Here is a 23,127-nt window from a genome sequence, read left to right as displayed (position 1 = left end):
TTATTTTCGGTACAGAGCGTTTTGGGCAATATAGCGGGCGACCTGGGGGGGTACCAGCATATCGATCGGTAATCCCTGTGCCAATCGGGATCGGATATCGGTGGCGGCCATGTCGCTGGGCGGCAGGGGCACCACTTCCACGCGGTGCGCCACGGCCTGCAGCGCGGGCGGTGCCTGCGGCGCGGCGCCGGCGCGGTTGGCCACGGCCAGCGTCAGCCGGTCCAGCAGTTCACGCCAGCCGTGCCAGGTATTGAATTTCTCGTACTGATCCTGGCCGATGACCAGGAACCATTCGTTGTGCTGCCCCGGCAGCTCGGGCTGGGAAGCCTGCAGCCAGCGCACGGTGTCGATGGTGTAGCTGGGGCCGCTGCGGTGCAGTTCCAGTTCGTCGATGGTGTAGCGCGGCTCGCCGGCCAGCGCCAGCTTGAGCATGGCCACGCGGTGTGCCGCATCCGCCGGCTTGGAGGCCTTGTGCCACGGATGGCCGGTGGGCACCCAGCGCAGTTCGTCCAGCCGGAGGTACTGCAGCGCCGCCGCGGCCAGCGCCAGGTGCGTGTTGTGCACCGGATCGAAGCTGCCGCCGAAGATGCCGATGCGGCTCAATCGTCGGCCCGCTCGCCCGCCCAGTCACGCGGGCGCAGGAAGTCGGTGTACAGCCGTGCCTCGGGCGTGCCGGGCTCGGGATGCCAGTCGTAGCGCCAGGTGGCGTGCGGCGGCATCGACATCAGGATGCTTTCGGTGCGGCCGCCCGACTGCAGGCCGAAGTGCGTGCCGCGGTCCCACACCAGGTTGAACTCGACATAGCGGCCGCGACGGTAGAGCTGGAACTCGCGCTCGGCCTCGCCATAGGGCATGTCGCGGCGGCGGCGCACGATGGGCATGTAGGCGCGCAGGAAGGCGTCGCCCACCGAGCGGGTCATGGCGAAGCCTTCGTCGAAGCCGCCCTCGGCGAAGTCGTCGAAAAAGATGCCGCCGATGCCGCGCGGCTCGTTGCGGTGCTTGAGGAAGAAGTACTCGTCGCACCAGGCCTTGAAGCGCGGGTACAGGCCTTCGCCGAAAGGGATCAGCGCTTCCTGGCAGCTGCGGTGGAAGTGCACCGCGTCTTCCTCGAAGCCGTAGTAGGGCGTCAGGTCCATGCCGCCGCCAAACCAGGTGACCGGCGGCTTGCCCTCCGGCAGCGCAGCCAGCATGCGCACGTTCATGTGCACCGTGGGCACATAGGGGTTGCGCGGATGCATGACCAGCGACACGCCCATCGCCTCGAACGGCGCACCGGCCAGCTCGGGCCGGTGCTGCGTGGCCGAAGGCGGCAGTTGCGGACCGCGCACGTGGCTGAAGTTGCAGCCGCCGCGTTCCAGCAGGTGGCCCTGCTCGACCAGGCGCGAACGGCCGTCGCCCTGCAGCTTTTCTTCCGGGCCGCGCACCCAGGCGTCGGTGATGAACGGCTTGCCGTCCTCGGCCTGCAGCGCGCCGACGATGCTGTCCTGCAGCCCGAGCAGGTACGACCGGACTACATCAAAGCTCATCGCGGCTTGATCGCCCGGTGGCCGATGTCGTTGCGGTACTGCGCCCCGGCGAACTGGATGGGCCGCAGGTACTCGTACGCCCGCTGCTGCGCCGTCTTGGCCGATTCGCCAAGCACCGTGACGCACAACACCCGCCCGCCGCAGACGGCGATGCTGCCGTCGGCCTGCTGCGTGGTGCCGGCATGGAAGACGATGGCGTCGTCGGTGGCTGCAGGCAGGCCGGTGATCACGTCGCCCTTGCGCGGGTTGGCCGGGTAGCCCTCGGCGGCCATCACCACGCCCAGCGCGAAGCGGCGGTCCCAGTCGAGCGAGACGGTGTCCAGCGTGCCGTCGGTGGCATGCAGCAGCACGTCCACCAGGTCGCTCTTCAGGCGCATCAGGATGACCTCGGCCTCCGGGTCGCCCAGCCGCGCATTGAACTCCACCGTGCGCGGATTGCCCTGCGCATCGATCATCAGCCCCACGTACAGGAAGCCGGTGAACGGCATGCGGTCCTTGGTCATGCCGGCGATGGTGGGGTGCACGATCTCGTGCATGACCTTGGCATGCACGTTGGGCGTGACCACCGGGGCCGGCGAATACGCGCCCATGCCGCCGGTGTTGGGGCCGGTGTCGCCGTCGCCGATGCGCTTGTGGTCCTGGCTGGTGGCCAGCGGCAGCACGTTCTTGCCGTCGCACAGCACGATGAAGCTGGCTTCCTCGCCCTGCATGAACTCCTCGATCACCACGCGTGCGCCGTCGGCGTTGTGCTGCACGCCGAGCTTGTTGTCCACCAGCATGAAGTCGATGGCCTCGTGCGCCTCCTGCAGCGTCATCGCCACCACCACGCCCTTGCCGGCGGCCAGGCCGTCGGCCTTGATGACGATGGGCGCGCCCTGCGCGTCCACGTAGGCATGGGCCTGCGCGGCGTCGCTGAAGGTCTCGTACGCGGCGGTGGGGATGTGATGCCGCTTCATGAAGGCCTTGGCGAAGGCCTTGCTGCTTTCCAGCTGCGCCGCGGCCTGCGTGGGGCCGAAGATGCGCAGCCCGCGGGCGCGGAACACGTCCACCACGCCGGCGGCCAGCGGCGCCTCGGGGCCGACGACGGTGAGCGCGATCTTCTCGGCCACCACGAAGTCGGCCAGCGCGGCGGGCTCGGTGATGTCGATGTTGTGCAGCTGCGGCGCCAGCGCGGTGCCGCCGTTGCCGGGCGCGACGTAGACCTTGCTGGCCCGCGGCGACTGCGCCAGCTTCCAGGCCAGCGCATGTTCGCGGCCGCCGCCGCCGATGACGAGGATCTTCATGTAGCTCGGTCGTCGAGGACCGCGTTGTGGAACACGTCCTGCACGTCGTCCAGGTCTTCGATGACGTCGAGCAGCTTCTGCATTCTCTCGGCATCGTCGCCGGAGAGGTCGATGGTGTTTTCGGCGCGCATCGTCACCTCGGCGATCTCGGCCGTCAGGCCGGCAGCCTCGAGCGCGTTCTTCACCGCCTCGAATTCGGTCGGCGGGGTCAGCACCTCGATGGAGCCGTCGTCGCCGGTGACCACGTCGTCGGCGCCCGATTCAAGCGCCACTTCCATCACCTTGTCTTCACTCGTGCCGGGCGCGAACACCAGCTGCCCGCAGTGCTTGAACTGGAAGGCTACCGAGCCTTCGGTGCCCAGGTTGCCGCCGTACTTGCTGAAGGCGTGCCGCACCTCGGCCACCGTGCGCACGCGGTTGTCGGTCATGCAGTCGACGATGATGGCCGCACCGCCGATGCCGTAGCCCTCGTAGCGGATTTCCTCGTAGTTGACGCCTTCGAGGTTGCCGGTGGCCTTGTCGATGTTGCGCTTGACGGTGTCGGCCGGCATGTTGGCCGCCTTGGCCTTGTCCACCGCCAGCCGCAGCCGGGGGTTGGCGTTCGGGTCACCGCCGCCCTGGCGGGCAGCCACCATGATCTCGCGGATCACGCGTGTCCAGACCTTGCCGCGCTTTTCGTCCTGGCGGCCCTTGCGGTGCTGGATGTTGGCCCATTTGGAATGTCCGGCCATGAGTCTGTTTCTCCTCGCGGCGCCTTGGCCGAGAAGCTTCGGCGGCGCTGGTGTATTGGATATGCTGCGGTTGATTTTAACGGTGCCCACCTCCAGGAGACTTGCCCCATGGCCGACCCCATCCTCCTTGCCCGCCATGGCAGCGTCGAAACCCATCTGCTGCCCGGCCTGGCCAACCGCCACGGGCTGATCACCGGCGCCACCGGCACCGGCAAGACGATCACGCTGCAGTCGCTGGCCGAGGGCTTCAGCCGCATCGGCGTGCCGGTGTTCATGGCCGACGTGAAGGGCGATCTCACCGGCATCAGCCAGGCCGGCAGCATCGGCCCGAAGCTGGCCGCGGTGCTGGCCGAGCGCGGGCTGGAAGCGCCGGCGCCGGTGGCTTGCCCCACCACGCTGTGGGACGTGTTCGGCACCCAGGGCCACCCGGTGCGTGCCACCGTCAGCGACATGGGCCCGCTGCTGCTGGCCCGCATGCTGGCGCTGAACGAGACCCAGGCCGGCGTGCTGAACCTGGTGTTCAAGATCGCCGACGACAACGGCCTGCTGCTGCTCGACCTGAAGGACCTGCGGGCGATGCTGCAGCACGTGGGCGAGAACGCCAGCCAGTTCACCACCGAGTACGGCAACGTCAGCGCGGCCAGCGTGGGCGCCATCCAGCGCGGGCTGCTGCAGATCGAGCAGCAGGGCGGCGACAGGTTCTTCGGCGAGCCGATGCTGGACATCGCCGACTTCATGCAAACCGCGGATGGGCAAGGCGTGATCAACATCCTGGCCGCCGACCAGCTGATGAACTCGCCGCGCCTCTACGCCACCTTCCTGCTGTGGATGCTGAGCGAGCTGTTCGAGCAGCTGCCCGAGATCGGCGACCCCGACAAGCCCAAGCTCGTGTTCTTCTTCGACGAGGCGCACCTGCTGTTCAAGGACGCGCCGGCCGCGCTCGTCGAGCGCATCGAGCTGGTGGTGCGGCTGGTGCGCTCCAAGGGCGTGGGCGTGTACTTCGTGACCCAGAACCCGCTGGACGTGCCCGACACCGTGCTGGCCCAGCTCGGCAACCGGGTGCAGCATGCGCTGCGCGCCTTCACCCCGCGCGACCAGAAGGCGGTCAAGAGCGCGGCCAGCACCATGCGCGCCAACCCGAAGCTCGACATCGAGACCGCCATCACCGACCTGGCGGTGGGCGAGGCGCTGGTGAGCTTTCTCGACGCCAAGGGCCGGCCCAGCGTGACGGAGCGGGTGTTCGTGCTGCCGCCGGGCAGCCAGATCGGGCCGATCACGCCGGCGCAGCGGCAGGCGCTGATGGCCGGCTCGCTGGTGGCCGGGGTGTACGAGAAGACGGTGGACCGCGAATCGGCCTACGAGAAGCTGAAGGGCCGCGCGGTGGCCAGCGCGGATGCGGGCGCCGAGCCGGGCGCGGGCGATCGCCTGTCCAACGAAGCGCGTGATGCGGCCGGCAGCGCCGCGGGCGGCGGCCTGATGGACACGCTGAAGGACGCAGTGTTCGGCAGCACCGGCCCGCGCGGCGGGCGCAAGCCGGGGCTGATGGAGGCGGCGGCCACCTCGGCCGTGCGGCAGATCGGCTCGGCCGTGGGCCGCGAGCTCGTCCGCGGCGTGCTGGGCTCGCTGCTGGGCGGCAGCACGACGCGCCGCCGGCGTTGAGCTGACCCGCGCCGCGGCCGGCGTGTCGCGCCGCCGAAGCGGCACTTGGCGCCGGCCCCGGCGGGCCGGTCGCAAGCCGCTCGCGCCCGCGGCGGCCCGTCGACACAGTGGAGCCCTCCCCACCGCCGACGGACCGCCACCATGCCGCTGCCGCCCCGCCCCACCCTGCTCGCCGGCCTTCTGCTGGCGCTGGCTTCCTCGCTGTCGACCGCACCGGCGCAGGCCCAGGTCGGCCGCAGCGTGCTCACGCTGGCCGGCGGCCCGGTCGCGCTGAGCTACCCGACCGATGCGGTGGCCACGCCGCAGCGCATGGTGCCCTTCGAGGTGGAGATAGCGCCCGACGCCGCGCCGCGGCCCGGCCCGCGCCGGCTGGTGGTGATGTCCCACGGCACCGCCGGCAGCGCCCTGGCCGACCAGGCGCTGGCCTCGGCGCTGGCGAAAGCCGGCTTCGTCGTCGCGCAGCCGCTGCATGCGGGCGACAACCACCTCGACAGCCACCAGGCCGGCCCGGCCGCCTTCCGCACGCGTCCGAAGGAGGTGCTGCGGCTGATCGACGCGCTGGCGGGCGACCCGGCCTGGGGCCCGCGGCTGGCGCTCGACCAGGTCGGCGTGCACGGCATGTCCGCCGGCGGCGTCACCGGGCTGGCGCTGGCCGGCGCGCAATGGCGCACGCTGGGCCTGGTGCAGCACTGCCAGCAGCACCTGGAGGAGGACATCGGCTTCTGCTTCAACGGCGCCCTGACCGCCGGGCAGCAAGCCGCCCGCCGCGCCAGCTACGAGCGCGCCCGCGGCGTGCCCGAAGCCTTCCTCCCGGCGGAGCTGACGCGCTGGGAAGGCGGCCGCACGCCGCCCGCCGACGCGGCTGCCCAGCCCGTCGCCCCCTTCGACCCGCGCCCCGACCCGCGCATCGCGGTGGTGACGCTGGCCGTGCCGGTGGCGGCGCTGTTCTCGCCCGATAGCCTGGCGCGCATCCGCATCCCGGTGGGCGTGCTGGGCGCCGAGCGCGACGAGCTGCTGCTGCCCGCCTTCCACAGCCGGCATGTGCTGCGGCATTGCGGCGCCTGCACCTCGCTGGGCGAGTTGCCCGGCGCGGGGCACTTCGACGTGCTGTCGCCCTGGCCGGCCGAGCTGGCCGCGCAAGTGGCGGCGCAGCAGGCACGCGGCGGCCTGCCGGTGCCCGGTTTCGACCCTGCCGAGCGCCGCGCCGCGGTGGCCCGCATCGTCGACTTCCACCGCCGGGTGCTGCAGCCGCAGCCCTGAGGGCGCTCCGCCGCCTTGCTTTTCGCGCCGCGACGGCGACCGCTCGCGCCGGCTGCACACCCTCCGTCGCACGCCGCTGGCTGCGCCAATCCGCCCCGCCGACGATGCCGCCATCGAACACAGGAGCCGTCCATGAACACCGCTCACAGCTTCCAGCAGCTCAGCCCCGCGATCCAGGTCCACGTGGTGACCGCCATCGGCGCGCTGTTGCTCGGCCCGGTGGCGCTGTGGGCCCGCAAGGGCTCGCACACACACCGCCGTGCCGGTTACCTCTGGGTGGCGCTGATGCTTGCCACCGCGATCACCAGCCTCTTCATCCGCGACTTCCGGATACCCAACCTGGCCGGCTACACGCCCATCCACCTGCTGACGCTGCTCACCTTCGTCGGCGTGGGGGCTGGCATCGTCGCGGCGGTGCAGCGGCGCATCGCCGCGCACCAGAAAGCCATGCGCAGCGCCTACATCGGCGGCTGCCTCGTGGCCGGCGCCTTCACGCTGCTGCCCAGCCGCTTCCTGGGACAGATGCTGTGGCACCAGACGCTGGGCTGGGTATGAGATGCACGGCGCCACCACCACAATGCCGGCCATGCCCGCTGCCCTTGCCCCACTGCCTGCCGGCTTCTACTCAGCCCGCCAGCTGGCCACCGTCGTCGGCTTCAACCAGCTGTTCTGCAGCGCCATCGGCATCGCCATCTGGCTGGCCGGCTCGCCGGGGCTGGTGGCCAACATCGTGGTGTCGATGCTGATCGGCAACTCGGTCTGGTTGCTGGTGGATGGGGGCCGCTGGCTGGTGGGCCGCACGTTGCAGCGCTGGACGGGCCAGGGCCTGCCCTGGCCGGGCTACCGCTGGATGCTGCCGGTGATCGTGCTGGGCGTGCTGGGCGGCTACGAGATCGGCCGCCGGTTGGCCGGGCTGCTGCTGGGCGTGCAGCTGGCGCCGATGTTCAGCCGCGGCAGCACGCTGATCGTCACCACCGTGGCCGGCATCGCCGCCACGCTGTTCTGGCATGCCACCGCGATGCTGCAAAAGCACCGGGCCGAGGCCGAGGCCGCGCAGCGCCAGGCTGCCGAGACCCAGCTGCGGCTGCTGCAGTCGCAGCTGGAGCCTCACATGCTGTTCAACACGCTGGCCAACCTGCGGGTGCTGATCACGCTGGACCCGCCACGGGCGCAGCAGATGCTGGACCGGCTGATCGGCTTCCTGCGCTCCACACTCGGCGCCTCCCGGGTGGCGCTGCATCCGCTGCAGGCCGAGTTCGACCGCACTGCCGACTACCTGGCGCTGATGGCCGTGCGCATGGGCCCTCGGCTGGCCACCGAACTGGACCTGCCGCCCGAGCTGGCCGCGCTGCCGGTGCCGCCGCTGCTGCTGCAGCCGCTGGTGGAAAACGCCATCCAGCACGGGCTGGAGCCGCAGGTGGCTGGCGGCCGCATCGTGGTGCACGCCCGGCAGGAGGGCAACGCGCTGGTCCTCACCGTGCGGGATACCGGCCGCGGCCTGCCCGCGGCGCCGGCGCCCGCCCCGCCCGGCCGCGGCTTCGGCACGCAGCAGATCCGCGAACGCCTGGCCACGCTGCATGGCGATGCCGCCCGCCTCGAGCTGGCAGCGGCCGGCGATGCCGAAGGCGGCACCGTGGCCACGCTGCGCCTGCCGATGCCCGCGGCGCCGCTCGCCGAAGACCGCGCCGGCGCCGACCCGACCATCCACCGGACGGCGGCCACTGCACCCGCCGCCTCGTCGGCCACCCACTCCGCCCCGCCATGAACGCACCCACCGCCCTCATCGCCGAAGACGAACCGCTGATCGCCGCCGCGCTGCGCGCCGACCTGCTGCAGGCCTGGCCCGGGCTGCAGGTGCTGGCCCAGGTGGGCGACGGCCTGTCGGCGGTGCAGCAGGCGCTGGCGCTGAAGCCGCGACTGTGCTTCCTCGACATCCGCATGCCCGGCCTGGACGGCCTGCAGGCCGCGCAGGCCCTGGCCGAGGACTGGCCCGACGACGGCACGCCGTTCCCGCTGATCGTCTTCGTCACCGCCTACGACCAGTACGCGCTGCAGGCCTTCGAGCGCGAGGCCGTGGACTACCTGCTCAAGCCGGTGGACGCGCCCCGGCTGGCGCAATGCGTGCAGCGGCTGCAGCGCCTGCTGGCCCAGCCCGCGGCGCCCATCGCGCTGGACCACACGCTGGCGCAGCTGCGCGGCCTGCTGGGCGCCGCCGGCATGCCGGGCGCAGCGCAGCCGCAGCCACCCCGGCTGGAGATGATCCAGGCCGGCGTCGGCAGCACGCTGCACCTGGTGCCGGTGGACGAAGTGCTGTACTTCGAGGCCGCGGACAAGTACGTGCGGGTAGTCACCGCCGACAAGGAACACCTGATCCGCCTGTCGCTGCGCGAGCTGCTGCCGCAGCTGGACGCGCAGCGCTTCTGGCAGGTGCACCGCAGCCTGGTGGTGCAGGCGCGCTGCATCGCCACCGCCACCCGCGAGGCCAGCGGCAAGGTGCTGCTCACCCTGCGCGGCCGGCCCGAGCGGCTCACCGCCAGCCGGCTGTACGCGCACCTGTTCAAAGGCATGTAGTCAGGCCGGGCACGTAGGGATTGCCGCGCCAACCGGCGCTGACATCATCGGCTGCCCAGAAGAACAAGAGGAGCCGCCATGCCCGCGATGGACTACCGCGCCGAGATCCGCTTCGGCGTCGTGATGTATGGCGGCGTGTCGCTGGCCATCTACATCAACGGCGTCACCAACGAGATGTACGAGCTGGCGCGCGCCACGCCGCGCCTGCTGCCCGGCGTGCAGCGGCCCGCGCCGGCCATCGGCGATGCACCGCTGACCACGGCCGAGGTTTACCGCCGTCTGTCCTGGCTGGTGAACGACCCGCCGCTGCAGCAGCGTTATGCCGAATGGCTGGCCGACCCTCGCGGCCGGCCCGATCCGCTGGCCGCGGAGACGCCCGGCGACCTGCCCACGCGCTTCGTCATCGACGTGATCGCCGGCACCTCGGCCGGCGGCATCAACGGCCTGTTCCTTGGCAAGGCGCTGGCCAACGACGAGCCCTTCGCGCCGCTGCGCGACCTGTGGGTGCGCGAAGGCGACATCGGCAAGCTGCTCAACGACAGCCGCAGCTACAAGGGCGACGTGGACATGGAAGGCCTGGCCGATCGCAGCGCCGAGCCCGTCTCGCTGCTCAACAGCGACCGCATGTACCGCAAGCTGCGCAAGGCCATGGCGGTGATGTCGGGCACGCACGCCCGCGGCAGCGCGCCTTCTCCGTATGTGGACGAGCTGGACCTGTTCGTCACCACCACCGACATCCGCGGCTCGCTCGTCACCCTGCGGCTGTTCGACAAGGTGGTGCACGAGAAGCGCCACCGCCAGGTGTTCCGCTTCCGCTACACCGACGACGGCGCCCAGGTGGCACACAACGACCTGCATCCGCGCCACAACGCCTTTTTGTCCTTCGCGGCGCGCTGCACCTCGTCCTTCCCGTTTGCCTTCGAGCCGATGACGCTGGACGCGCTCAAGCGCCTGGACCGCACGCTGGACAGCGCCGCGCTGCGCCAGTGGGACGACTTCTTCACCGGCGTGCCGGTGGCCGAGGTGCAGGCCGGCGGCCACCTCACGCGCGCCTTCGGCGACGGCGGCTACCTGGACAACAAGCCCTTCACCCACGTGGTGGGCGCGCTGTCGCAGCGCAGTGCCTCTGTGCCGGTGGAACGCAAGCTGGTGTACATCGAGCCGGCGCCGGCCCACCCGGAGGCCGAGGGCCCCGACCCCACCGCCCCGCCCGATGCGCTGAGCAACGCGCTGGCGGCGCTCACCAGCATTCCCAGCTACGAGACCATCCGCGAGGACCTGGAGGCGGTGCTGCGCCGCAACCGCCGCATCGAGCGCATCGACCGCATCGTGCGGCTGGGCGAACGCGACCTGGACGACGCGGAGGACGACCCGCTCACCCGCATCCTGCACGAGGTGGTGCCCGAGGACGACGACGGCGTGCCGCCCTGGCGCATGCTGACGATGGAACGCATGCGCCGCTACTACGGCGACGCCTTCCTGCCCTACAACCGGCTGCGCCAGTACACGGTGACCGACGACATCGCCGACTGCCTGGCCCGCGCGTGGAAGATCGAGCGCAACTCCGACCATGTGTATGCGCTGCGCGCGCTGGTGCGGGCCTGGCGCGAGGAGCGCTACAGCGACGCGCCCGGCAAGCCGGTGGCCGAAGGCGGCCTCTGGGTGGGCACGCTCAACGCCTTCCTCGACGACTTCGACCTCGCCTACCGCACCCGGCGCACCGCCTTCCTGCTGCGCAAGATCGACCAGATCACGCGGCTGGTGGGCCGCCGCCGCCGCGGCCCGCTGGGCGAGCTGAGCGAGGCGGATGCGGCGCTGGCCAGGCGGTTGCGCCGCCGTGCCGGGCCCAACCTGACCGAAGGCGAGGTGGACGATGCCGGGCTGCACGACTTGCTGGTGGCGCTGCACCGGCTGAAGGTGGATCTCTCGCTGGCGCACACCACGCTGCGCCACCGCAATCCCTTCGGCGGTGCCGACGACCACGAGGCCGCCTGCACCCGCCGCGCCTCGCTGCGCGCCGAGCTGCAGGACGTGTTGGACCTGCTGCTGCTCAGCCGCACCCATGGCCCCGGCGGCCCGGACGACGTGCCCACCCTGCGCACCACCGGCGGCGCCAGCGTGCGGGTGGCGTTTCCGCCCGAGCTGCTGAAGCTGCCGTCGGCCACCCGCACGCTGCAGGAGGGCATCTTCCTGCGCGCTCAGGCGCTGCTGCAACTCACCCGCACCACCGCGCTCACCGCCTTGCAGGACGCGCTGGAGGCCGACCTGCGGCGCATCGGCGAATCGGTGCACGAGCTGGTCAAGGGCACGGACGGCAAGCCGCCCGCCGGTGGCGCGCTGGTGTGGCAGCGCCTGGGCGGGCCGCGCCTGGCGGTGGCCGGCCGCGGCACCGCCGAGGAGCACATCTACGTCAAGGTGGACGACACGGGCCTGCCCGAGCTGGATACGCCGATGGCCAAGCAGCTGCGCCGTTTCCTGGGCGAGTACTACCTGCGCTTCGACACCTACGACCAGATGAGCTTCCCGCTGTACTACGACACCGAAAGCGGCGAGCCCGCCACGGTGGAGGTGGTGCGCATCAGCCCCGAGGATGCACCGGCGCTGATCGACGAGCGCCACAGCGGCCTGCGCAAGCTGGACGGCACCGCGCTGGCCAACTTCGGCGCCTTCCTGCAGCGGCACTGGCGTACCAACGACATCCTGTGGGGCCGGCTGGACGGCGCCGAGCGGCTGATCGCCGCGCTGCTGCCGGGCTCCGACGCGGCCACCCACCTGGTGCGCAGCACCCTCACCCAGCAGGCGCACCGCAGCATCGTGCGCGACAGCCTGCGGCCCGCCGGCTACGAGCAAATCACAGGCCTGCTGTGCGGCGCGGTGGCCGAGGTGCAGGCCCGCCAGCCGCAGCCTTCGATGGCCGATCCCGCCGCCCGCCGCGATGCGCTGCGCCGGCAGCTGGTGGCGGCGCTGCAGCCCGGCACGCCGGAAGCCGGCCGGCGCTTCGACCAAGTGGTGGCCTCGCTGCTGGACGACGAGGCGCTGCTGCACTGGGTGCAGCGCAGCCGCGACGGCCGAACCGATCCCGATCCTGCGCCGCTGCTGGACAGCGCGGCGCGGGCCGTCACCATCACCGGCCGGCTGCTGCAGACGGTGGTGGAGCAGCGGGGCCAGGACGTGCCGGCCCTGCGCTGGGTGGCGCGCCTGGGGCTGGCCGGCCAGGGGCTGTTGGCGGTGTCGCTGCCCGGCAGCCTGCGCGCGCGCTGGTGGTCGCATGTGATGAAGGTGCTGTATGCCTTCCTGCTGGTGATGCTGGCTGCCGGCCTGCTGCTCGCCTCGGAGCCGGTGCGCACGGCCGCCATCACCGCGCTGGGCGTGGTGGCCACGCTGCACCTGGCCATGCTGCTGATGGGCGACGTGCTGCGCTCGCGCCGATCATGGCGCGCCAAGAGCGCCTGGGCGGTGGGCGTGCCGCTGGTGGTGCTGGCGCTGCTGGGCGTGCTGGCACTGGCCCGGGTGGGCTGGCAGGCGCTGCTGGGGCTCTGACGCGGGCGGCACGACGCCCGGTGAGTCGCTCAATGCGAGAGGTCGAAGCGGGCGGCCAGCTTGAGCGGCTCGCCGGTGCGCGGCGTGGCGGCGGGCGGTGCGGTGGCGGCCTGCTCGGCCGAGCTGTCCGCCGGCCGGGCCGGGGCCGCACCGGGCGCCTGCGGCGCGGCGCCGGGGGCGGCCGGCTTCAGTGCCTGGATCTCGGCCAGCGCCAGCGCGGAGGCCACGTCGGGCGGCAGGCTCTCCGGCGGTGTGCCGGACACCAGCGCAGCGAACGCCAGCCAACCTGCCACCGACACCGCGCAGAACGTCCGCAAGGCCCGCAGGCGCCGCGGCGCGCGCTCGTCCCGCAACTCCCGGCAGGCCGGGATGGAATGCAACTGTTGCGTCGACGCCATGATTTGATTCCCTACTGTGAACCTTATCACTGTAGGAAATCACGAACCATCCGGCTTCCCCCTGCGGGGGGACACCGGATGGGGGCAGGCCCGGAATTGCTCAGCGGTGGCCGTGCCGGTGGCCGTGCTTCTTGCCGTGGCGGTGACCGTGGTGGTACGGGTGGCCGTAGCCCTGCGGCACCACCACGTAGTGCGGCGGCGGCACCGGGCGGTAGCGCACCACCGGCACCGGCGCATAGACCACTGGCGCGGGCTGGTACACCGGATAGGCCGGCACCTGCACATAGGCCGGCGGTGCGGCGTGGTAGCCGTAGTGCGGCGCATTCGAGATGACGGTGCCCACGCCCACGCCGGCCACCGGGGCGTTGATGCCCACCGACCAGTAGACGTCGCGGGCTTGCGCCGCACCGGCGGCCAGCACGCCGGCCATCACCATCGTGGCGGCGGTCAGGGTCTTCCTGATGCTCATGTTCGGGCTCCTGATGTTCTGTTGCCTGAATTGAACGTTCGAAGCGGCCGCGGGTGCACCTCAAGCTGTTGTCAACGGTAAGCAATCGAAAAAGCCCGGTGCATAGAATCCCTCATGGCTGCACCCCACGACGACCCCACCAGCAACAAGCCCGCCGGCGGCAACTTCCTGCGCAGCGTGATCGAGCGCGACCTGGAAGCCGGCACCTACCGCGGCCGCCGCTTCGCCGGCAGCCCGGGCGACGCGGCGCACCAGGCCGCAGGCCAGCCCGACCCGGCGGCCATCCGCACCCGGTTTCCGCCTGAACCCAACGGTTACCTGCATATCGGCCATGCCAAGAGCATCTGGCTGAACTTCAGCCTGGCGCAGGAGTACGGCGGCGTGTGCCACCTGCGCTTCGACGACACCAATCCCGAGAAGGAAGAGCAGGAGTACGTCGATTCCATCGTCGAGGCGGTGAAGTGGCTGGGCTGGCAGTGGGAAGCCCACGGCACCCAGCACCTGTTCTACGCCAGCAACTACTTCGATCTCATGTACCGCGCGGCCGAGGCGCTGATCGGCGCCGGCCTAGCCTACGTGGACGAGCAGACGCCGGAGCAGATGCGCGTCAACCGCGGCGACTTCAGCCGCCCGGGTACCGACAGTCCCTTCCGCGCCCGCAGCCCCGAGGAGAACCTGGCCCGCTTCCGCGAGATGCGCGACGGCCGGCACCCTGACGGCGCGATGGTGCTGCGCGCGAAGATCGACATGGCCTCGCCCAACATCAACCTGCGCGACCCGGCGCTGTACCGCATCAAGCACGCCACGCACCACAACACCGGCGACCGCTGGTGCATCTACCCGATGTACACCTTCGCGCACCCCATCGAGGACGCGCTGGAGAACATCACCCACAGCATCTGCACACTGGAATTCGAGGACCAGCGGCCGTTCTACGACTGGCTGCTGGAGAACCTGGCCCGGCTGGGCCTGCTGGCCGAGCCGCTGCCCCGGCAGTACGAGTTCGCTCGGCTCAACCTCACCTACGTCATCACCAGCAAGCGCAAGCTGCGCCAACTGGTGGAAGAGGGCCATGTCACCGGCTGGGACGACCCGCGCATGCCCACGCTGGCCGGCCTGCGCCGCCGCGGCTACACGCCCGAGGCGCTGAAGCTGTTCTGCGAGCGCAGCGGCGTGAGCAAGGCCGGCGGCTGGATCGACTACAGCAACCTCGACATCGCGCTGCGCGACGACCTGGACCCCAAGGCCGCGCGCGCGATGGCGGTGCTGGATCCGCTGAAGCTGCGGCTGACCAACTGGGCCGAGGTGATCGGCGCCGGCCAGACGCTGGACTGCGACGCGCCGGTGCACCCGGCCCAGCCCGAGCGGGGCCGCCGGCAGTTCAGCCTGGGGCCGGAGGTATGGATCGAGCGCGAGGACTTCCAGGCGGTGCCGCCCAAGGGCTACCACCGGCTGTCACCCGGCGCGGTCGTGCGGCTGAAGTACGGCTACGTGGTCAAGTGCACCGGCCATACCGCCGATGCCGACGGCACGGTGACCGAAGTGCAGGCCGAGCTGATTCCCGACACCCGCAGCGGCACCCCGGGTGCCGACAGCGTCAAGACCAAGGGCGTGATCAGCTGGGTGGGCGCGCACGATGCGCTGGCCGCCGAGGTGCGGCTGTACGACCGGCTGTTCGCCGTGCCGCATCCCGGCGAAGGCGAACTGGCCGCCGAGCTGAACCCCGACAGCAAGAAGGTGGTGCAGGCCTACCTGGAGCCGTCGGTGCGCGGCGCCGCGCCGGAGGCCCGCTTCCAGTTCGAGCGCCACGGCTATTTCGTGGCCGACCGCCTCGAGCACACCGCCGGCCAGCCGGTGTTCAACAAGGTGACCGGCCTGAAGGACACCTGGGCCAAATAGTCCAGGCAAGCCCGGCGAGCTAGGCGCGCGCCGCGTCAGGCGTCCGGGCGGTTGTCGGCGTCGATGTCCGGGTCGCTGGCGTCGACGCTCTCGTCGGCGGCCAGGTCTTCCAGCTCGGCGTCGGCGTCCAGCGACACCGCGTCGTCCAGCGCGTCGGTGCCGCCCAGCGTCTCGATGTGGTCGGTGCCGATGTCGGCGCCCACGGCATCCTCGCCCGGAATGGCCGAGCCGCGTTCGCCGGTGCCGCCGGCATCGCTGTCGCTGCCGTGCACGGCCGGCGTGGCATGCATGAAGTCGCCGTCGTCCGACTCGGTGGCGGCCAGGCGTTCGCCCTGGATGTCGCTGCCGCTGTCCGAGCTGTCGCTGGGGCCGAGGGCGTCGGTGTCGCGGCCTTCGGCCTGCGAGGGGGCCGGCGTGCCGCCAAGAATGCTGCTGGTGCCCATGGGCTGTCTCCTTGGCTGATGAAGACCCCAGCGTAGGCAGCGGGCCTCTGGCCGGCTAGCGGCGGGCCGGCCGCTCGGCTGTCAGCCGGCGCCGACGGCGCTGGGCGCGTCGCTGCGCGCCGCCGGCGACGGCGCCTCGGTGCCGTCGACCCCCTCGTCGCCCACCTCCTCGCCCAGGAAGCCGCCGCTCTGGTGCGCCCACAGCCGCGCATACAGCCCGCCCAGTGCCAGCAGCGTGCGGTGGTCGCCTTCTTCGACGATGCGGCCCTTGTCCAGCACGATCAGCCGGTCCATCGCGGCGATGGTGGACAGCCGGTGCGCGATGGCCACCACCGTCTTGCCCTCCATCAGCCGGTACAGGCTCTGCTGGATGGCGGCCTCCACCTCGGAATCGAGCGCGCTGGTGGCTTCGTCCAGCAGCAGGATGGGCGCGTCCTTGAGCATCACGCGGGCGATGGCGATGCGCTGGCGCTGGCCGCCGGAGAGCTTGACGCCGCGCTCGCCCACATGGGCGTCGTAGCCGCTGCGGCCCTTGGGGTCGGTCAGGCCCAGCACGAAGTCGTGCGCCTCGGCCCGCCGAGCGGCCGAGACCATCGCCGCCTCGTCGGCGTCAGGCCGGCCATACAGGATGTTGTCGCGCACCGAGCGGTGCAGCAGCGCCGTGTCCTGCGTGACCATGCCCACCTGCGCGCGCAGACTGTCCTGGGTGGTCTGCGCGATGTCCTGGCCGTCCACCAGGATGCGGCCCTGCTCCACGTCGTACAGCCGCAGCAGCAGGTTGACGATGGTGCTCTTGCCGGCGCCGGAGCGGCCGACCAGCCCCACCTTCTCGCCGGGGCGGATGTGCAGGTTCAGGTCGTCGATCACACGTTTATCACCACCGTAGCCGAAGCTCACATGCTCGAAGCGCACTTCGCCGCGGGGCACCTGCAGCGGCCGGGCATCCGGTGCGTCCAGCACGGCGCGTGGCCGGCTGAGCGTGTTAATGCCGTCGCGCACCGTGCCGATGTGCTCGAACAGCGAAGCCATTTCCCACATCACCCAATGCGAGATGCCGTTCAACCGCAGGGCCATCGCCGTGGCGGCCGCCAGCGCACCGACCGTGGCCTGGCCCTGCGTCCACAGGTACAGGGCCACGCCGGCGGTGGCCCCGATCAGCAGCATGCTGAGCGCGTGGTTGACGATCTCGAAGCCGGTCACCAGCCGCATCTGGCCATGCACCGTCACCATGAACTCGCGCATCGCCGAGCGGGCATAACCCGCCTCCCGGTGGCTGTGCGAGAACAGCTTCACCGTGGCGATGTTGGTGTACGCATCGGTGATGCGGCCGGTCATCAGGGAGCGGGCATCGGCCTGCGCCTGCGACACCTTGGCCAGCCGCGGCACGAAGTACCACACCGCGCCGGCATACAGCGCCACCCAGCCGGCGAACGGCAGCACCAGCCAGCCGCTGAAGCTGCCCAGCGTGGCCATGATGGTGACGAAGTAGATCGTCACGAACACCATGAGTTCGCACAGCGTCATCCAGGTGTCGCGCACCGCCAGCGCGGTCTGCATCACCTTGGTGGCGATGCGGCCGGCGAACTCGTCCTGGTAGAAGTTCATGCTCTGGCCGAGCATCAGGCGGTGGAAGTTCCAGCGCAGCAGCATCGGGAAATTGCCGGCCATGCTCTGGTGCTTCAGCGCCGACTGCAGCCCGACCAGGGCCACGCTGCCCGCCATCACGCCGGCCAGCAGCAGCAGGGTGCCGCGCTGCTCGGCCCACAGCCGCTCGGGGGCGGTCGCGGCCAGCCAGTCCACCACGCTGCCCATCATGGCGAACAGCGCCGCCTCGAAGGCGCCGATCAGCCCGCTGGCCAGCGTCATCAGCGCCAGCCAGGGGCGGATGCCGCGGGTGCAATCCCACAGGAAGGCGAAGAAGCGGTGTGGCGGCAGCGGTGGCTCGTTCTCCGGGTACGGATGAACGAGCTTCTCGAAAAAGTGCAACAAGCGGAGCGCTCCTGGGTGTGGACGGCGTTGCCCGCGGGCGACGGTGGATCCGTCGGCCGGCCCGCCCGGGGCCACGGCGCGCCGGTGGGCGGGCCGCGTGGCGGCACTGCACTGGTGCGGCCAGTGCGACCGCGGTGCGTGTGCAGCCTGCACTTTAAACGCCGCCGCAAAGCGCCGATGACCAGGCCAGCATTCACCCGCCGGAGGGATGGGCGGCGCCCTGCCCGCGGCACAACATCACACCCTTGCCAGCGAACTGCCAACTTTGTCGCGTTTGGCAACGCCGGGGTAGGGGGTGCCGATTCACACCACGGAGGGTTGCGTGGAAGACAATTGCTTGCACAAGCAAGGGAGTAAGGCATGAGGAAATGGCTGGCTGAACTGCTGTCCGGTCTACCAGGCCGCCGCCACGCCCTGGTGCGGGCAGCCCCCACGCAGGTGCATGCCGCGCCGGCTGGCGCGCATGCGCAGCACAGCGTGGCCCAGTTCCCGGCGCCTTCGCTGCCGGCGGACCTGAGCGCCCCTTTCGTGGAATGGCAGCAAGGCGGCGCGGCCTCGCGTGAAACGCCGATGGGCCCGCGCGAGCTGCGCGCCCTGCGCCACCTGGACGCCCTGCTGGCCGAGGACCGCACTCCGGCCGACCTGCTGCCGCGCACGCCTGCCGTCGTGCCGCAGCTGCTCAACCTGCTGCGCCAGGACAACCTGCCCCTGGCCGCGGTGTGCGAACGTGTCGGCAAGGACGTGGTGCTCACCGCCGAAGTGCTGCGCCTGGGCAACACCGCCCACTACCGCCAGCGCGCCGGCCATGCGGTGGCCGACCTGTCGCAGGCCATTGCCGCCCTGGGCAACGACGGCGTGCAGCGCGCCATCGCCCGCGTGGTGCTCAAGCCGCTGTACGATGGCCAGGGCGGCGTGCTGTCCAGCCGCGCCGCCGCGCCGCTGTGGAAGCACGGGGAGCACAAGGCCACGCTGTGCGCCGCGCTGGCCGCGCAACGGGGCATCGAGCCGTTCGAAGGCTACCTGGCCGGCCTGATGCACAACGCCGGCTGGTCCATCGCCTGGCGCGCCTTCGACCGCATGGACGGCGGCGTCTCGGTGCCCTTCAGCCATGCCTTCGTGCAGCAGCTGGTCCTGCGCAAGGACCGGCTGTTCGGCAAGGCCGCCGCCGCCTGGCAGATCAGCACCACCCTCAACGCGCTGGGCGCCGACATCCTGGCCGACGGGCTGGAACCCGCGCGCAGCCCGCTGGCCGCCGCCCTGGCGCTGGCCGACCGCGACGCCACCATCGCCATGCTGGCGCCCACCGTCACGGTCGACCTGAACGCCAGCCAGCTGCTGCAGCCGGCCGCCTGATGCCGGACATCTCGATTCCTCTGCGCGGCGACTACATCACGCTGGACAACCTGCTGAAGGTGGCCGGCATCGCCCACAGCGGCGGGGCTGCCAAGCTGATGGTGGCCGACGGCCTGGTGCAGGTGGACGGCGCGGTGGAGTTGCGCAAGACGGCCAAGATCCGCGCCGGCCAGCAGGTGCAGGTGGGCGACGAGCGCATCCTCGTCACCACCGCCCTGCCCGAGCTGCCCGAACAGGGCGGCTAGCTAGAACACCACCACCTGCCGCACCGCCCGGCCCTCGTGCAGCCGGTCGAAGCCCTCGTTGATCTCCTCCAGCCGCAGCCGGCCGCTGAGTAGCCGGTCCACCGGCAAGCGGCCCTGGCGGTACAGCGCCATGTAGCGCGGAATGTCGCGCGACGGCACGCAGGTGCCGATGTAGCTGCCCCGCAGCGTGCGCTCCTCGGCCACCAGGCTCACCGCCGGCAGCCCGAAGGCCGCGCCCGGCGGCGGCAGGCCGGCGGTGACGGTGGTGCCGCCACGGCGGGTGATGCGCCAGGCCAGGTCCAGCGCCCGCACCGCGCCGGCGAACTCGAAGGCGTATTCCACGCCGCCATCGCTCAGCGCCTTCACCTGCTCGGCCGCATCGGCGGCGGCGGCATTCACCGCATGGGTGGCGCCCAGGCGCATCGCCTCCTCCAGCTTGGCATCCGACAGGTCGATCGCCACGATCTGCCGTGCGCCGGCCGCATGCGCGCCCAGCACCGCGGCCAGCCCCACGCCGCCCAGGCCGATGACGGCGGTAGAGGCACCCGCGCTCACCTTGGCGGTGTTGACCACCGCGCCCACGCCGGTGAGCACCGCGCAGCCGAACAGCGCCGCCTCGTCCAGCGGCACCTGCGGGTCGACCTTGACGAGCGAGCGGCGCGAGACCACGGCGTACTCGGCGAACACCGAGCAGCCCAGGTGGTGGTTCAGCGCCCGGCCGTCCTCGTCGGCCAGCCGGCGTTCGCCGGACAGCAGCGTGCCGGCGCCGTTGGCCGCCGCGCCGGGCTCGCACAGCGCCGGCCGGCCTTCGGCACACGGCGCGCAGTGGCCGCAGCTGGGCACGAAGACCACCACCACGTGGTCGCCCACGGCCAGGTCGCGCACGCCGGTGCCCAGGGCTTCCACGATGCCGGCCGCCTCATGGCCCAGCGCCATCGGCATCGGCCGCGGCCGGTCGCCGTTGATGACCGAGAGGTCGGAGTGGCACAGCCCGGCGGCGGCGATCTTCACCAGCACTTCGTCGGGCCCCGGCGGGGCCAGTTCCACATGGCGGATGGCCAGCGGCCTGGACCGGGCATACGGCGGCTCGGCTCCCATGTGCTCGAGCACTGCGGCGCGAATCTTCATCGTGTCTCCTCGATTGGGGAGCCACGAGTGTGCTACGTCCCGCGCGGCCGCCGCAGCCAGTCGATGATGAGCACGCAGGTCAGCAGCCAGGCGGTGCCCGAGGCGAGGCCGGCCGCCACGTCGCTGGCCCAGTGCACCTGCAGCATCACGCGGCTGACGCCGATGGTGAACACCAGCGCCGCGGCCACGGCCACGATGGGCGCATGCCAGTGGCGCGGCGTGCTGCGCAGCAGCAGCCAGGCCAGCATGCCGTACACCACCGCCGAGCCCGCGCTGTGGCCGCTGGGGAAGCTGTAGCCGTCGGCCACCACGCCCACGCCATGCTCGTGCGGCGGGCGCACGCGCTCGAACACCGACTTCAGCACCCGGTTGAGCATGCCGCCGCCGCCGGTGACCAGCCCGAAGGCCAGCGCCATGCGCCAGCGCCGCTGCCACAGCAGCCAGCCGATGGCGGCGAGGCTCACCAGCGTGAGCATGATCACGTCGCCCAGGTGGGTGATCGTCGCGAACACCCGCAGCACCGCCGGCGCCAGCGTCTGCGCCAGGCGCCCGGCCACCGCCTCGTCGAAGCGGCCCAGGCCTTCGCCGTCGCCCATCTCGTCGGCCAGCTCGGCGAAGGCGGTGGCCGCGGCCACGATGCCCAGCGCACCCAGGCCCAGGCGCAGCACCAGCTGCATCGGCGGCATCGGCCGGCCGGGCTGGTGCGGATGCACCACGCGACGCAGCAGCAGCCAGCCGCCGCCGGCCAGCAGCATCACCGCCAGCAGGCCGGCAAAGTACAAGGGCAGCGCATGGTCGGCCGCCTGCAGGCCCAGCCGCACGGCCGGGTCGGAAACATCGAGCGTCATGCCGCTTGCGAGCGCGAGAGCGCCAGTTGGTTCACCGACACCGGCGCGAAGCGGCCGCTGGCGGCATCGAAGTCCCAGCGCTCCACCAGCGCACCGTGGGCGCCGGGGCCCACGCGACGGATGAGGTTCACCGAATTGCCGGCCTCGTGCCGCACGCGGCTGGACAGGGCGGTGCCCGCCTGCACCGCCCACAGGTGGCGCGGCAGGCCGGGCTGCGCCTCGTGCAGCGGCAGCACATAGGGCAGGTGGATGTGGCCGCCCATCACGATGTCGGCGCCGGCACGGGCCCAGCTGTCGATGGCGGCCTGGCGGTTGTGCAGCAGGTTGCCGGCGTCCTCCTGCCGGCACACGGCGATGGGCTGGTGCAGCACCACCACCCGCACCTGCCCCGGCCCGGCGCGGCGCAGCAGGCCGGCGGTGCGCTCGATCTGCGCGGCCGACACCTCGCCGTCCTTGTGACGCCGGCGGCGCGTGGTCTTCACGCCGATCACCAGCCAGTGCGCGCCGCTGTGCACCGGCTCCAGCTCGCGGCCGAAGGCACGCTGGTGGTTGGCATAGGGCCAGAAGGCACGCGCCAGCAGGTTGAACAGCGGGATGTCGTGGTTGCCGGGCACCACCACCGCGGGCACCGGGCCCAGGCGCTGCATGAACAGCCGGGCCGCCTCGAACTGCGACGGCCGCGCCCGCTGGGTGATGTCGCCGGACAGCACCACCACGTCGGGCGCCTGTTCCCGAGCCAGCTGCAGCAGCGCCTGCGCCACCTGCGGCTGCTCGGTGCCGAAGTGCGGGTCGGAGATCTGCAGCAGGCCGGTCATGCCGGTGGGGCCGGCGGCGGCCGGAGCTTCATCAGGGGCAGCGCATGCGGCGACACGGAAAAGCGCAGCGGCGCGCGCATCTCGAACAGCTCGCCGTCCATCGCCACGCGCACGGTGCCGCGGCGGCGTGGCGCGGCCGGGCGCACCGACAGGCTCTCGAAGGCGAAGCTCTGCACGTCCTCCGCCTCGCCCAGCCGGCCCAGCGCACCCTGCAGCATCAGCCCCAGCAGGTTGAGGGTGCTTACCGGCCGCAGCATCACCGCGGCGAGCTGGCCATCGCCGGTGACCGGCGCCTCGGGCAGGCCGATCTGCGCCATCTGCAGCGGGTTGTTGCCGACGAAGAGCGTGAGCGTGCGCACCTGGCGCGTCTCGCCGCCGCACTGCATCTCCAGCCGCAGCGGCCGGTGCGCCCGAGAGACGGTGACCACCGCGGACCACAGCGCCACCAGGCGGCTGCGGCCGTAGCGCTGCTTGTAGGCCTCGCGGTCTTCCAGCAGCTGCGGATACAGGCCCACGCTGGCATTGACGAGGAAGGCGCGGCCGTTGACTTGGCCCACCTGCACCGGCTCCACCTGCGCATCCAGCAGGGCGCGGGTGGCGATCTCGGTGTCTGCCGGGATGCCATGGGCGCGGCCGAAGTAGTTGAAGGTGCCCTGCGGCAGCACGCCGAAGGCGCAATCGCGGCCGAGCACGGCCTGCACCACCGAGTTGATCGTGCCGTCGCCGCCGGCGGCCACCACGATGCCGCGGTGCTGGCAAGCCAGGTCCACCGCGCGGGCGGCCAGGTCGGACACGCTGGCGCCGTGGTCGCGCACCATCACCTCGTGGCGGCGTCCGGCTTGGCCGAGCACACGCTCGATGGTGGCGCGGGTTTCCTGCGCGTCGCCGCGACCGGAGCCGGCATTGAGCACGACATAGAGGGGCGCATCGCGGTCGGGCTGGATCACGAAGGGTCTCGGGCTGCTCAAGG

General features: G+C 71.6%; 21 protein-coding genes. 9 read left to right on the top strand and 12 right to left on the bottom strand.

Annotated elements, in window-relative coordinates; all coding sequences use genetic code 11:
- From nadD to VO99_RS04745, 4 genes are read right to left on the bottom strand one after another with little or no spacing between them, the layout of a single operon-like run.
- Nucleotides 1-603 (bottom strand): nicotinate (nicotinamide) nucleotide adenylyltransferase, encoded by a 603-nt coding sequence (nadD, locus tag VO99_RS04760; RefSeq protein ID WP_046111672.1) that lies wholly within the window; start codon nucleotides 601-603, stop codon nucleotides 1-3.
- Complete coding sequence (gene hemF / locus VO99_RS04755; protein ID WP_046111671.1) at nucleotides 600-1,526, bottom strand: oxygen-dependent coproporphyrinogen oxidase; 927 nt, start codon at nucleotides 1,524-1,526, stop codon at nucleotides 600-602. Before hemF ends, nadD begins: the two co-directional genes overlap by 4 nt.
- Nucleotides 1,523-2,809 carry a phosphoribosylamine--glycine ligase gene (gene purD, locus VO99_RS04750; RefSeq protein ID WP_046111670.1) on the bottom strand — a complete coding sequence of 429 codons (1,287 nt, stop codon included), beginning with the start codon at nucleotides 2,807-2,809 and terminating at the stop codon, nucleotides 1,523-1,525. Before purD ends, hemF begins: the two co-directional genes overlap by 4 nt.
- Nucleotides 2,806-3,540 carry a YebC/PmpR family DNA-binding transcriptional regulator gene (locus VO99_RS04745; protein ID WP_046111669.1) on the bottom strand — a complete coding sequence of 245 codons (735 nt, stop codon included), beginning with the start codon at nucleotides 3,538-3,540 and terminating at the stop codon, nucleotides 2,806-2,808. The genes purD and VO99_RS04745 overlap by 4 nt, the downstream gene beginning before the upstream one ends.
- A 108-nt stretch (nucleotides 3,541-3,648) precedes the next feature.
- Between VO99_RS04745 and VO99_RS04740 the strand changes: the two genes are divergently transcribed.
- From VO99_RS04740 to VO99_RS04715, 6 genes are all read left to right on the top strand, one after another.
- Nucleotides 3,649-5,199: a helicase HerA-like domain-containing protein gene (locus VO99_RS04740; RefSeq protein ID WP_046111668.1), complete on the top strand. Its 1,551-nt coding sequence runs from the start codon at nucleotides 3,649-3,651 to the stop codon at nucleotides 5,197-5,199.
- 141 nt (nucleotides 5,200-5,340) lie between these two features.
- Nucleotides 5,341-6,459: an alpha/beta hydrolase family protein gene (locus tag VO99_RS04735; RefSeq protein WP_052736090.1), complete on the top strand. Its 1,119-nt coding sequence runs from the start codon at nucleotides 5,341-5,343 to the stop codon at nucleotides 6,457-6,459.
- Nucleotides 6,460-6,591: 132 nt separating this feature from the next.
- A complete protein-coding gene (locus tag VO99_RS04730) occupies nucleotides 6,592-7,014 on the top strand; it encodes a DUF2306 domain-containing protein (protein WP_046111667.1) in 423 nt (140 codons plus the stop codon).
- Between the two features lie 31 nt (nucleotides 7,015-7,045).
- On the top strand, nucleotides 7,046-8,224 hold the full coding sequence (locus VO99_RS04725; protein ID WP_232315265.1) for a sensor histidine kinase: 1,179 nt from the start codon (nucleotides 7,046-7,048) through the stop codon (nucleotides 8,222-8,224).
- Nucleotides 8,221-9,030 (top strand): LytR/AlgR family response regulator transcription factor, encoded by an 810-nt coding sequence (locus VO99_RS04720; protein ID WP_046111666.1) that lies wholly within the window; start codon nucleotides 8,221-8,223, stop codon nucleotides 9,028-9,030. The genes VO99_RS04725 and VO99_RS04720 overlap by 4 nt, the downstream gene beginning before the upstream one ends.
- Before the next feature lie 78 nt (nucleotides 9,031-9,108).
- Complete coding sequence (locus VO99_RS04715; protein WP_046111665.1) at nucleotides 9,109-12,570, top strand: patatin-like protein; 3,462 nt, start codon at nucleotides 9,109-9,111, stop codon at nucleotides 12,568-12,570.
- Nucleotides 12,571-12,599: 29 nt separating this feature from the next.
- On the opposite strand, the gene VO99_RS04710 is transcribed toward VO99_RS04715, so the two are convergent.
- Together VO99_RS04710 and VO99_RS04705 are read right to left on the bottom strand one after the other, a co-directional pair.
- Nucleotides 12,600-12,968 carry a hypothetical protein gene (locus VO99_RS04710; protein ID WP_157039436.1) on the bottom strand — a complete coding sequence of 123 codons (369 nt, stop codon included), beginning with the start codon at nucleotides 12,966-12,968 and terminating at the stop codon, nucleotides 12,600-12,602.
- A gap of 100 nt (nucleotides 12,969-13,068) precedes the next feature.
- The gene (locus tag VO99_RS04705; protein ID WP_046111663.1) at nucleotides 13,069-13,437 is read right to left on the bottom strand and encodes a hypothetical protein; all 369 of its coding nucleotides are present in this window, start codon (nucleotides 13,435-13,437) and stop codon (nucleotides 13,069-13,071) included.
- A gap of 114 nt (nucleotides 13,438-13,551) precedes the next feature.
- Between VO99_RS04705 and VO99_RS04700 the strand changes: the two genes are divergently transcribed.
- Nucleotides 13,552-15,336: a glutamine--tRNA ligase/YqeY domain fusion protein gene (locus VO99_RS04700; protein ID WP_046111662.1), complete on the top strand. Its 1,785-nt coding sequence runs from the start codon at nucleotides 13,552-13,554 to the stop codon at nucleotides 15,334-15,336.
- A 35-nt stretch (nucleotides 15,337-15,371) separates the two neighbouring features.
- On the opposite strand, the gene VO99_RS28600 is transcribed toward VO99_RS04700, so the two are convergent.
- Together VO99_RS28600 and VO99_RS04690 are read right to left on the bottom strand one after the other, a co-directional pair.
- Entirely contained in the window at nucleotides 15,372-15,779 is a 408-nt protein-coding gene (locus VO99_RS28600) for a hypothetical protein (RefSeq protein ID WP_052736089.1), read from the bottom strand.
- Between the two features lie 81 nt (nucleotides 15,780-15,860).
- The gene (locus tag VO99_RS04690; RefSeq protein WP_046111661.1) at nucleotides 15,861-17,768 is read right to left on the bottom strand and encodes an ABC transporter ATP-binding protein; all 1,908 of its coding nucleotides are present in this window, start codon (nucleotides 17,766-17,768) and stop codon (nucleotides 15,861-15,863) included.
- A 360-nt stretch (nucleotides 17,769-18,128) separates the two neighbouring features.
- On the opposite strand from VO99_RS04690, the gene VO99_RS04685 reads away from it, so the two are divergent.
- Together VO99_RS04685 and VO99_RS04680 are read left to right on the top strand one after the other, a co-directional pair.
- Nucleotides 18,129-19,121, top strand: coding sequence for an HDOD domain-containing protein (locus VO99_RS04685; RefSeq protein ID WP_046111660.1), 993 nt, complete (start codon nucleotides 18,129-18,131; stop codon nucleotides 19,119-19,121).
- Nucleotides 19,121-19,366: an RNA-binding S4 domain-containing protein gene (locus tag VO99_RS04680; RefSeq protein ID WP_046111659.1), complete on the top strand. Its 246-nt coding sequence runs from the start codon at nucleotides 19,121-19,123 to the stop codon at nucleotides 19,364-19,366. Before VO99_RS04685 ends, VO99_RS04680 begins: the two co-directional genes overlap by 1 nt.
- On the opposite strand, the gene VO99_RS04675 is transcribed toward VO99_RS04680, so the two are convergent.
- From VO99_RS04675 to VO99_RS04660, 4 genes are read right to left on the bottom strand one after another with little or no spacing between them, the layout of a single operon-like run.
- Nucleotides 19,367-20,494, bottom strand: a complete 1,128-nt coding sequence (locus tag VO99_RS04675) for a zinc-dependent alcohol dehydrogenase family protein (RefSeq protein WP_046111658.1) — start codon at nucleotides 20,492-20,494, stop codon at nucleotides 19,367-19,369.
- 32 nt (nucleotides 20,495-20,526) lie between these two features.
- A complete protein-coding gene (locus VO99_RS04670) occupies nucleotides 20,527-21,342 on the bottom strand; it encodes a phosphatase PAP2 family protein (protein ID WP_046111657.1) in 816 nt (271 codons plus the stop codon).
- Complete coding sequence (locus VO99_RS04665; protein WP_046111656.1) at nucleotides 21,339-22,157, bottom strand: metallophosphoesterase family protein; 819 nt, start codon at nucleotides 22,155-22,157, stop codon at nucleotides 21,339-21,341. Before VO99_RS04665 ends, VO99_RS04670 begins: the two co-directional genes overlap by 4 nt.
- Entirely contained in the window at nucleotides 22,154-23,125 is a 972-nt protein-coding gene (locus tag VO99_RS04660) for a diacylglycerol/lipid kinase family protein (protein WP_232315264.1), read from the bottom strand. The genes VO99_RS04665 and VO99_RS04660 overlap by 4 nt, the downstream gene beginning before the upstream one ends.
- Nucleotides 23,126-23,127: the final 2 nt, after the last annotated feature.

Source organism: Aquincola tertiaricarbonis (genome assembly GCF_000969605.1).
Classification (GTDB): Bacteria; Pseudomonadota; Gammaproteobacteria; order Burkholderiales; family Burkholderiaceae_C; genus Aquincola; species Aquincola tertiaricarbonis.
Note: the sequence above shows the minus strand (reverse complement) of the source record. Positions and strands in the feature narration are given on the sequence as shown.

Coding starts and splice junctions, on each gene's coding strand:
- VO99_RS04720 (WP_046111666.1), top strand. CDS start 8,221: ATGAACGCACCCACCGCCCTCATCGCCGAAGACGAACCGCTGATCGCC.
- VO99_RS04745 (WP_046111669.1), bottom strand. CDS start 3,540: ATGGCCGGACATTCCAAATGGGCCAACATCCAGCACCGCAAGGGCCGC.
- VO99_RS04740 (WP_046111668.1), top strand. CDS start 3,649: ATGGCCGACCCCATCCTCCTTGCCCGCCATGGCAGCGTCGAAACCCAT.
- VO99_RS04665 (WP_046111656.1), bottom strand. CDS start 22,157: ATGACCGGCCTGCTGCAGATCTCCGACCCGCACTTCGGCACCGAGCAG.
- VO99_RS04705 (WP_046111663.1), bottom strand. CDS start 13,437: ATGAGCATCAGGAAGACCCTGACCGCCGCCACGATGGTGATGGCCGGC.
- VO99_RS04710 (WP_157039436.1), bottom strand. CDS start 12,968: ATGGCGTCGACGCAACAGTTGCATTCCATCCCGGCCTGCCGGGAGTTG.
- VO99_RS04685 (WP_046111660.1), top strand. CDS start 18,129: ATGAGGAAATGGCTGGCTGAACTGCTGTCCGGTCTACCAGGCCGCCGC.
- purD (WP_046111670.1), bottom strand. CDS start 2,809: ATGAAGATCCTCGTCATCGGCGGCGGCGGCCGCGAACATGCGCTGGCC.
- VO99_RS04730 (WP_046111667.1), top strand. CDS start 6,592: ATGAACACCGCTCACAGCTTCCAGCAGCTCAGCCCCGCGATCCAGGTC.
- VO99_RS28600 (WP_052736089.1), bottom strand. CDS start 15,779: ATGGGCACCAGCAGCATTCTTGGCGGCACGCCGGCCCCCTCGCAGGCC.
- VO99_RS04675 (WP_046111658.1), bottom strand. CDS start 20,494: ATGAAGATTCGCGCCGCAGTGCTCGAGCACATGGGAGCCGAGCCGCCG.
- VO99_RS04700 (WP_046111662.1), top strand. CDS start 13,552: ATGGCTGCACCCCACGACGACCCCACCAGCAACAAGCCCGCCGGCGGC.
- VO99_RS04670 (WP_046111657.1), bottom strand. CDS start 21,342: ATGACGCTCGATGTTTCCGACCCGGCCGTGCGGCTGGGCCTGCAGGCG.
- VO99_RS04735 (WP_052736090.1), top strand. CDS start 5,341: ATGCCGCTGCCGCCCCGCCCCACCCTGCTCGCCGGCCTTCTGCTGGCG.
- VO99_RS04715 (WP_046111665.1), top strand. CDS start 9,109: ATGCCCGCGATGGACTACCGCGCCGAGATCCGCTTCGGCGTCGTGATG.
- VO99_RS04725 (WP_232315265.1), top strand. CDS start 7,046: ATGCCCGCTGCCCTTGCCCCACTGCCTGCCGGCTTCTACTCAGCCCGC.
- VO99_RS04680 (WP_046111659.1), top strand. CDS start 19,121: ATGCCGGACATCTCGATTCCTCTGCGCGGCGACTACATCACGCTGGAC.
- hemF (WP_046111671.1), bottom strand. CDS start 1,526: ATGAGCTTTGATGTAGTCCGGTCGTACCTGCTCGGGCTGCAGGACAGC.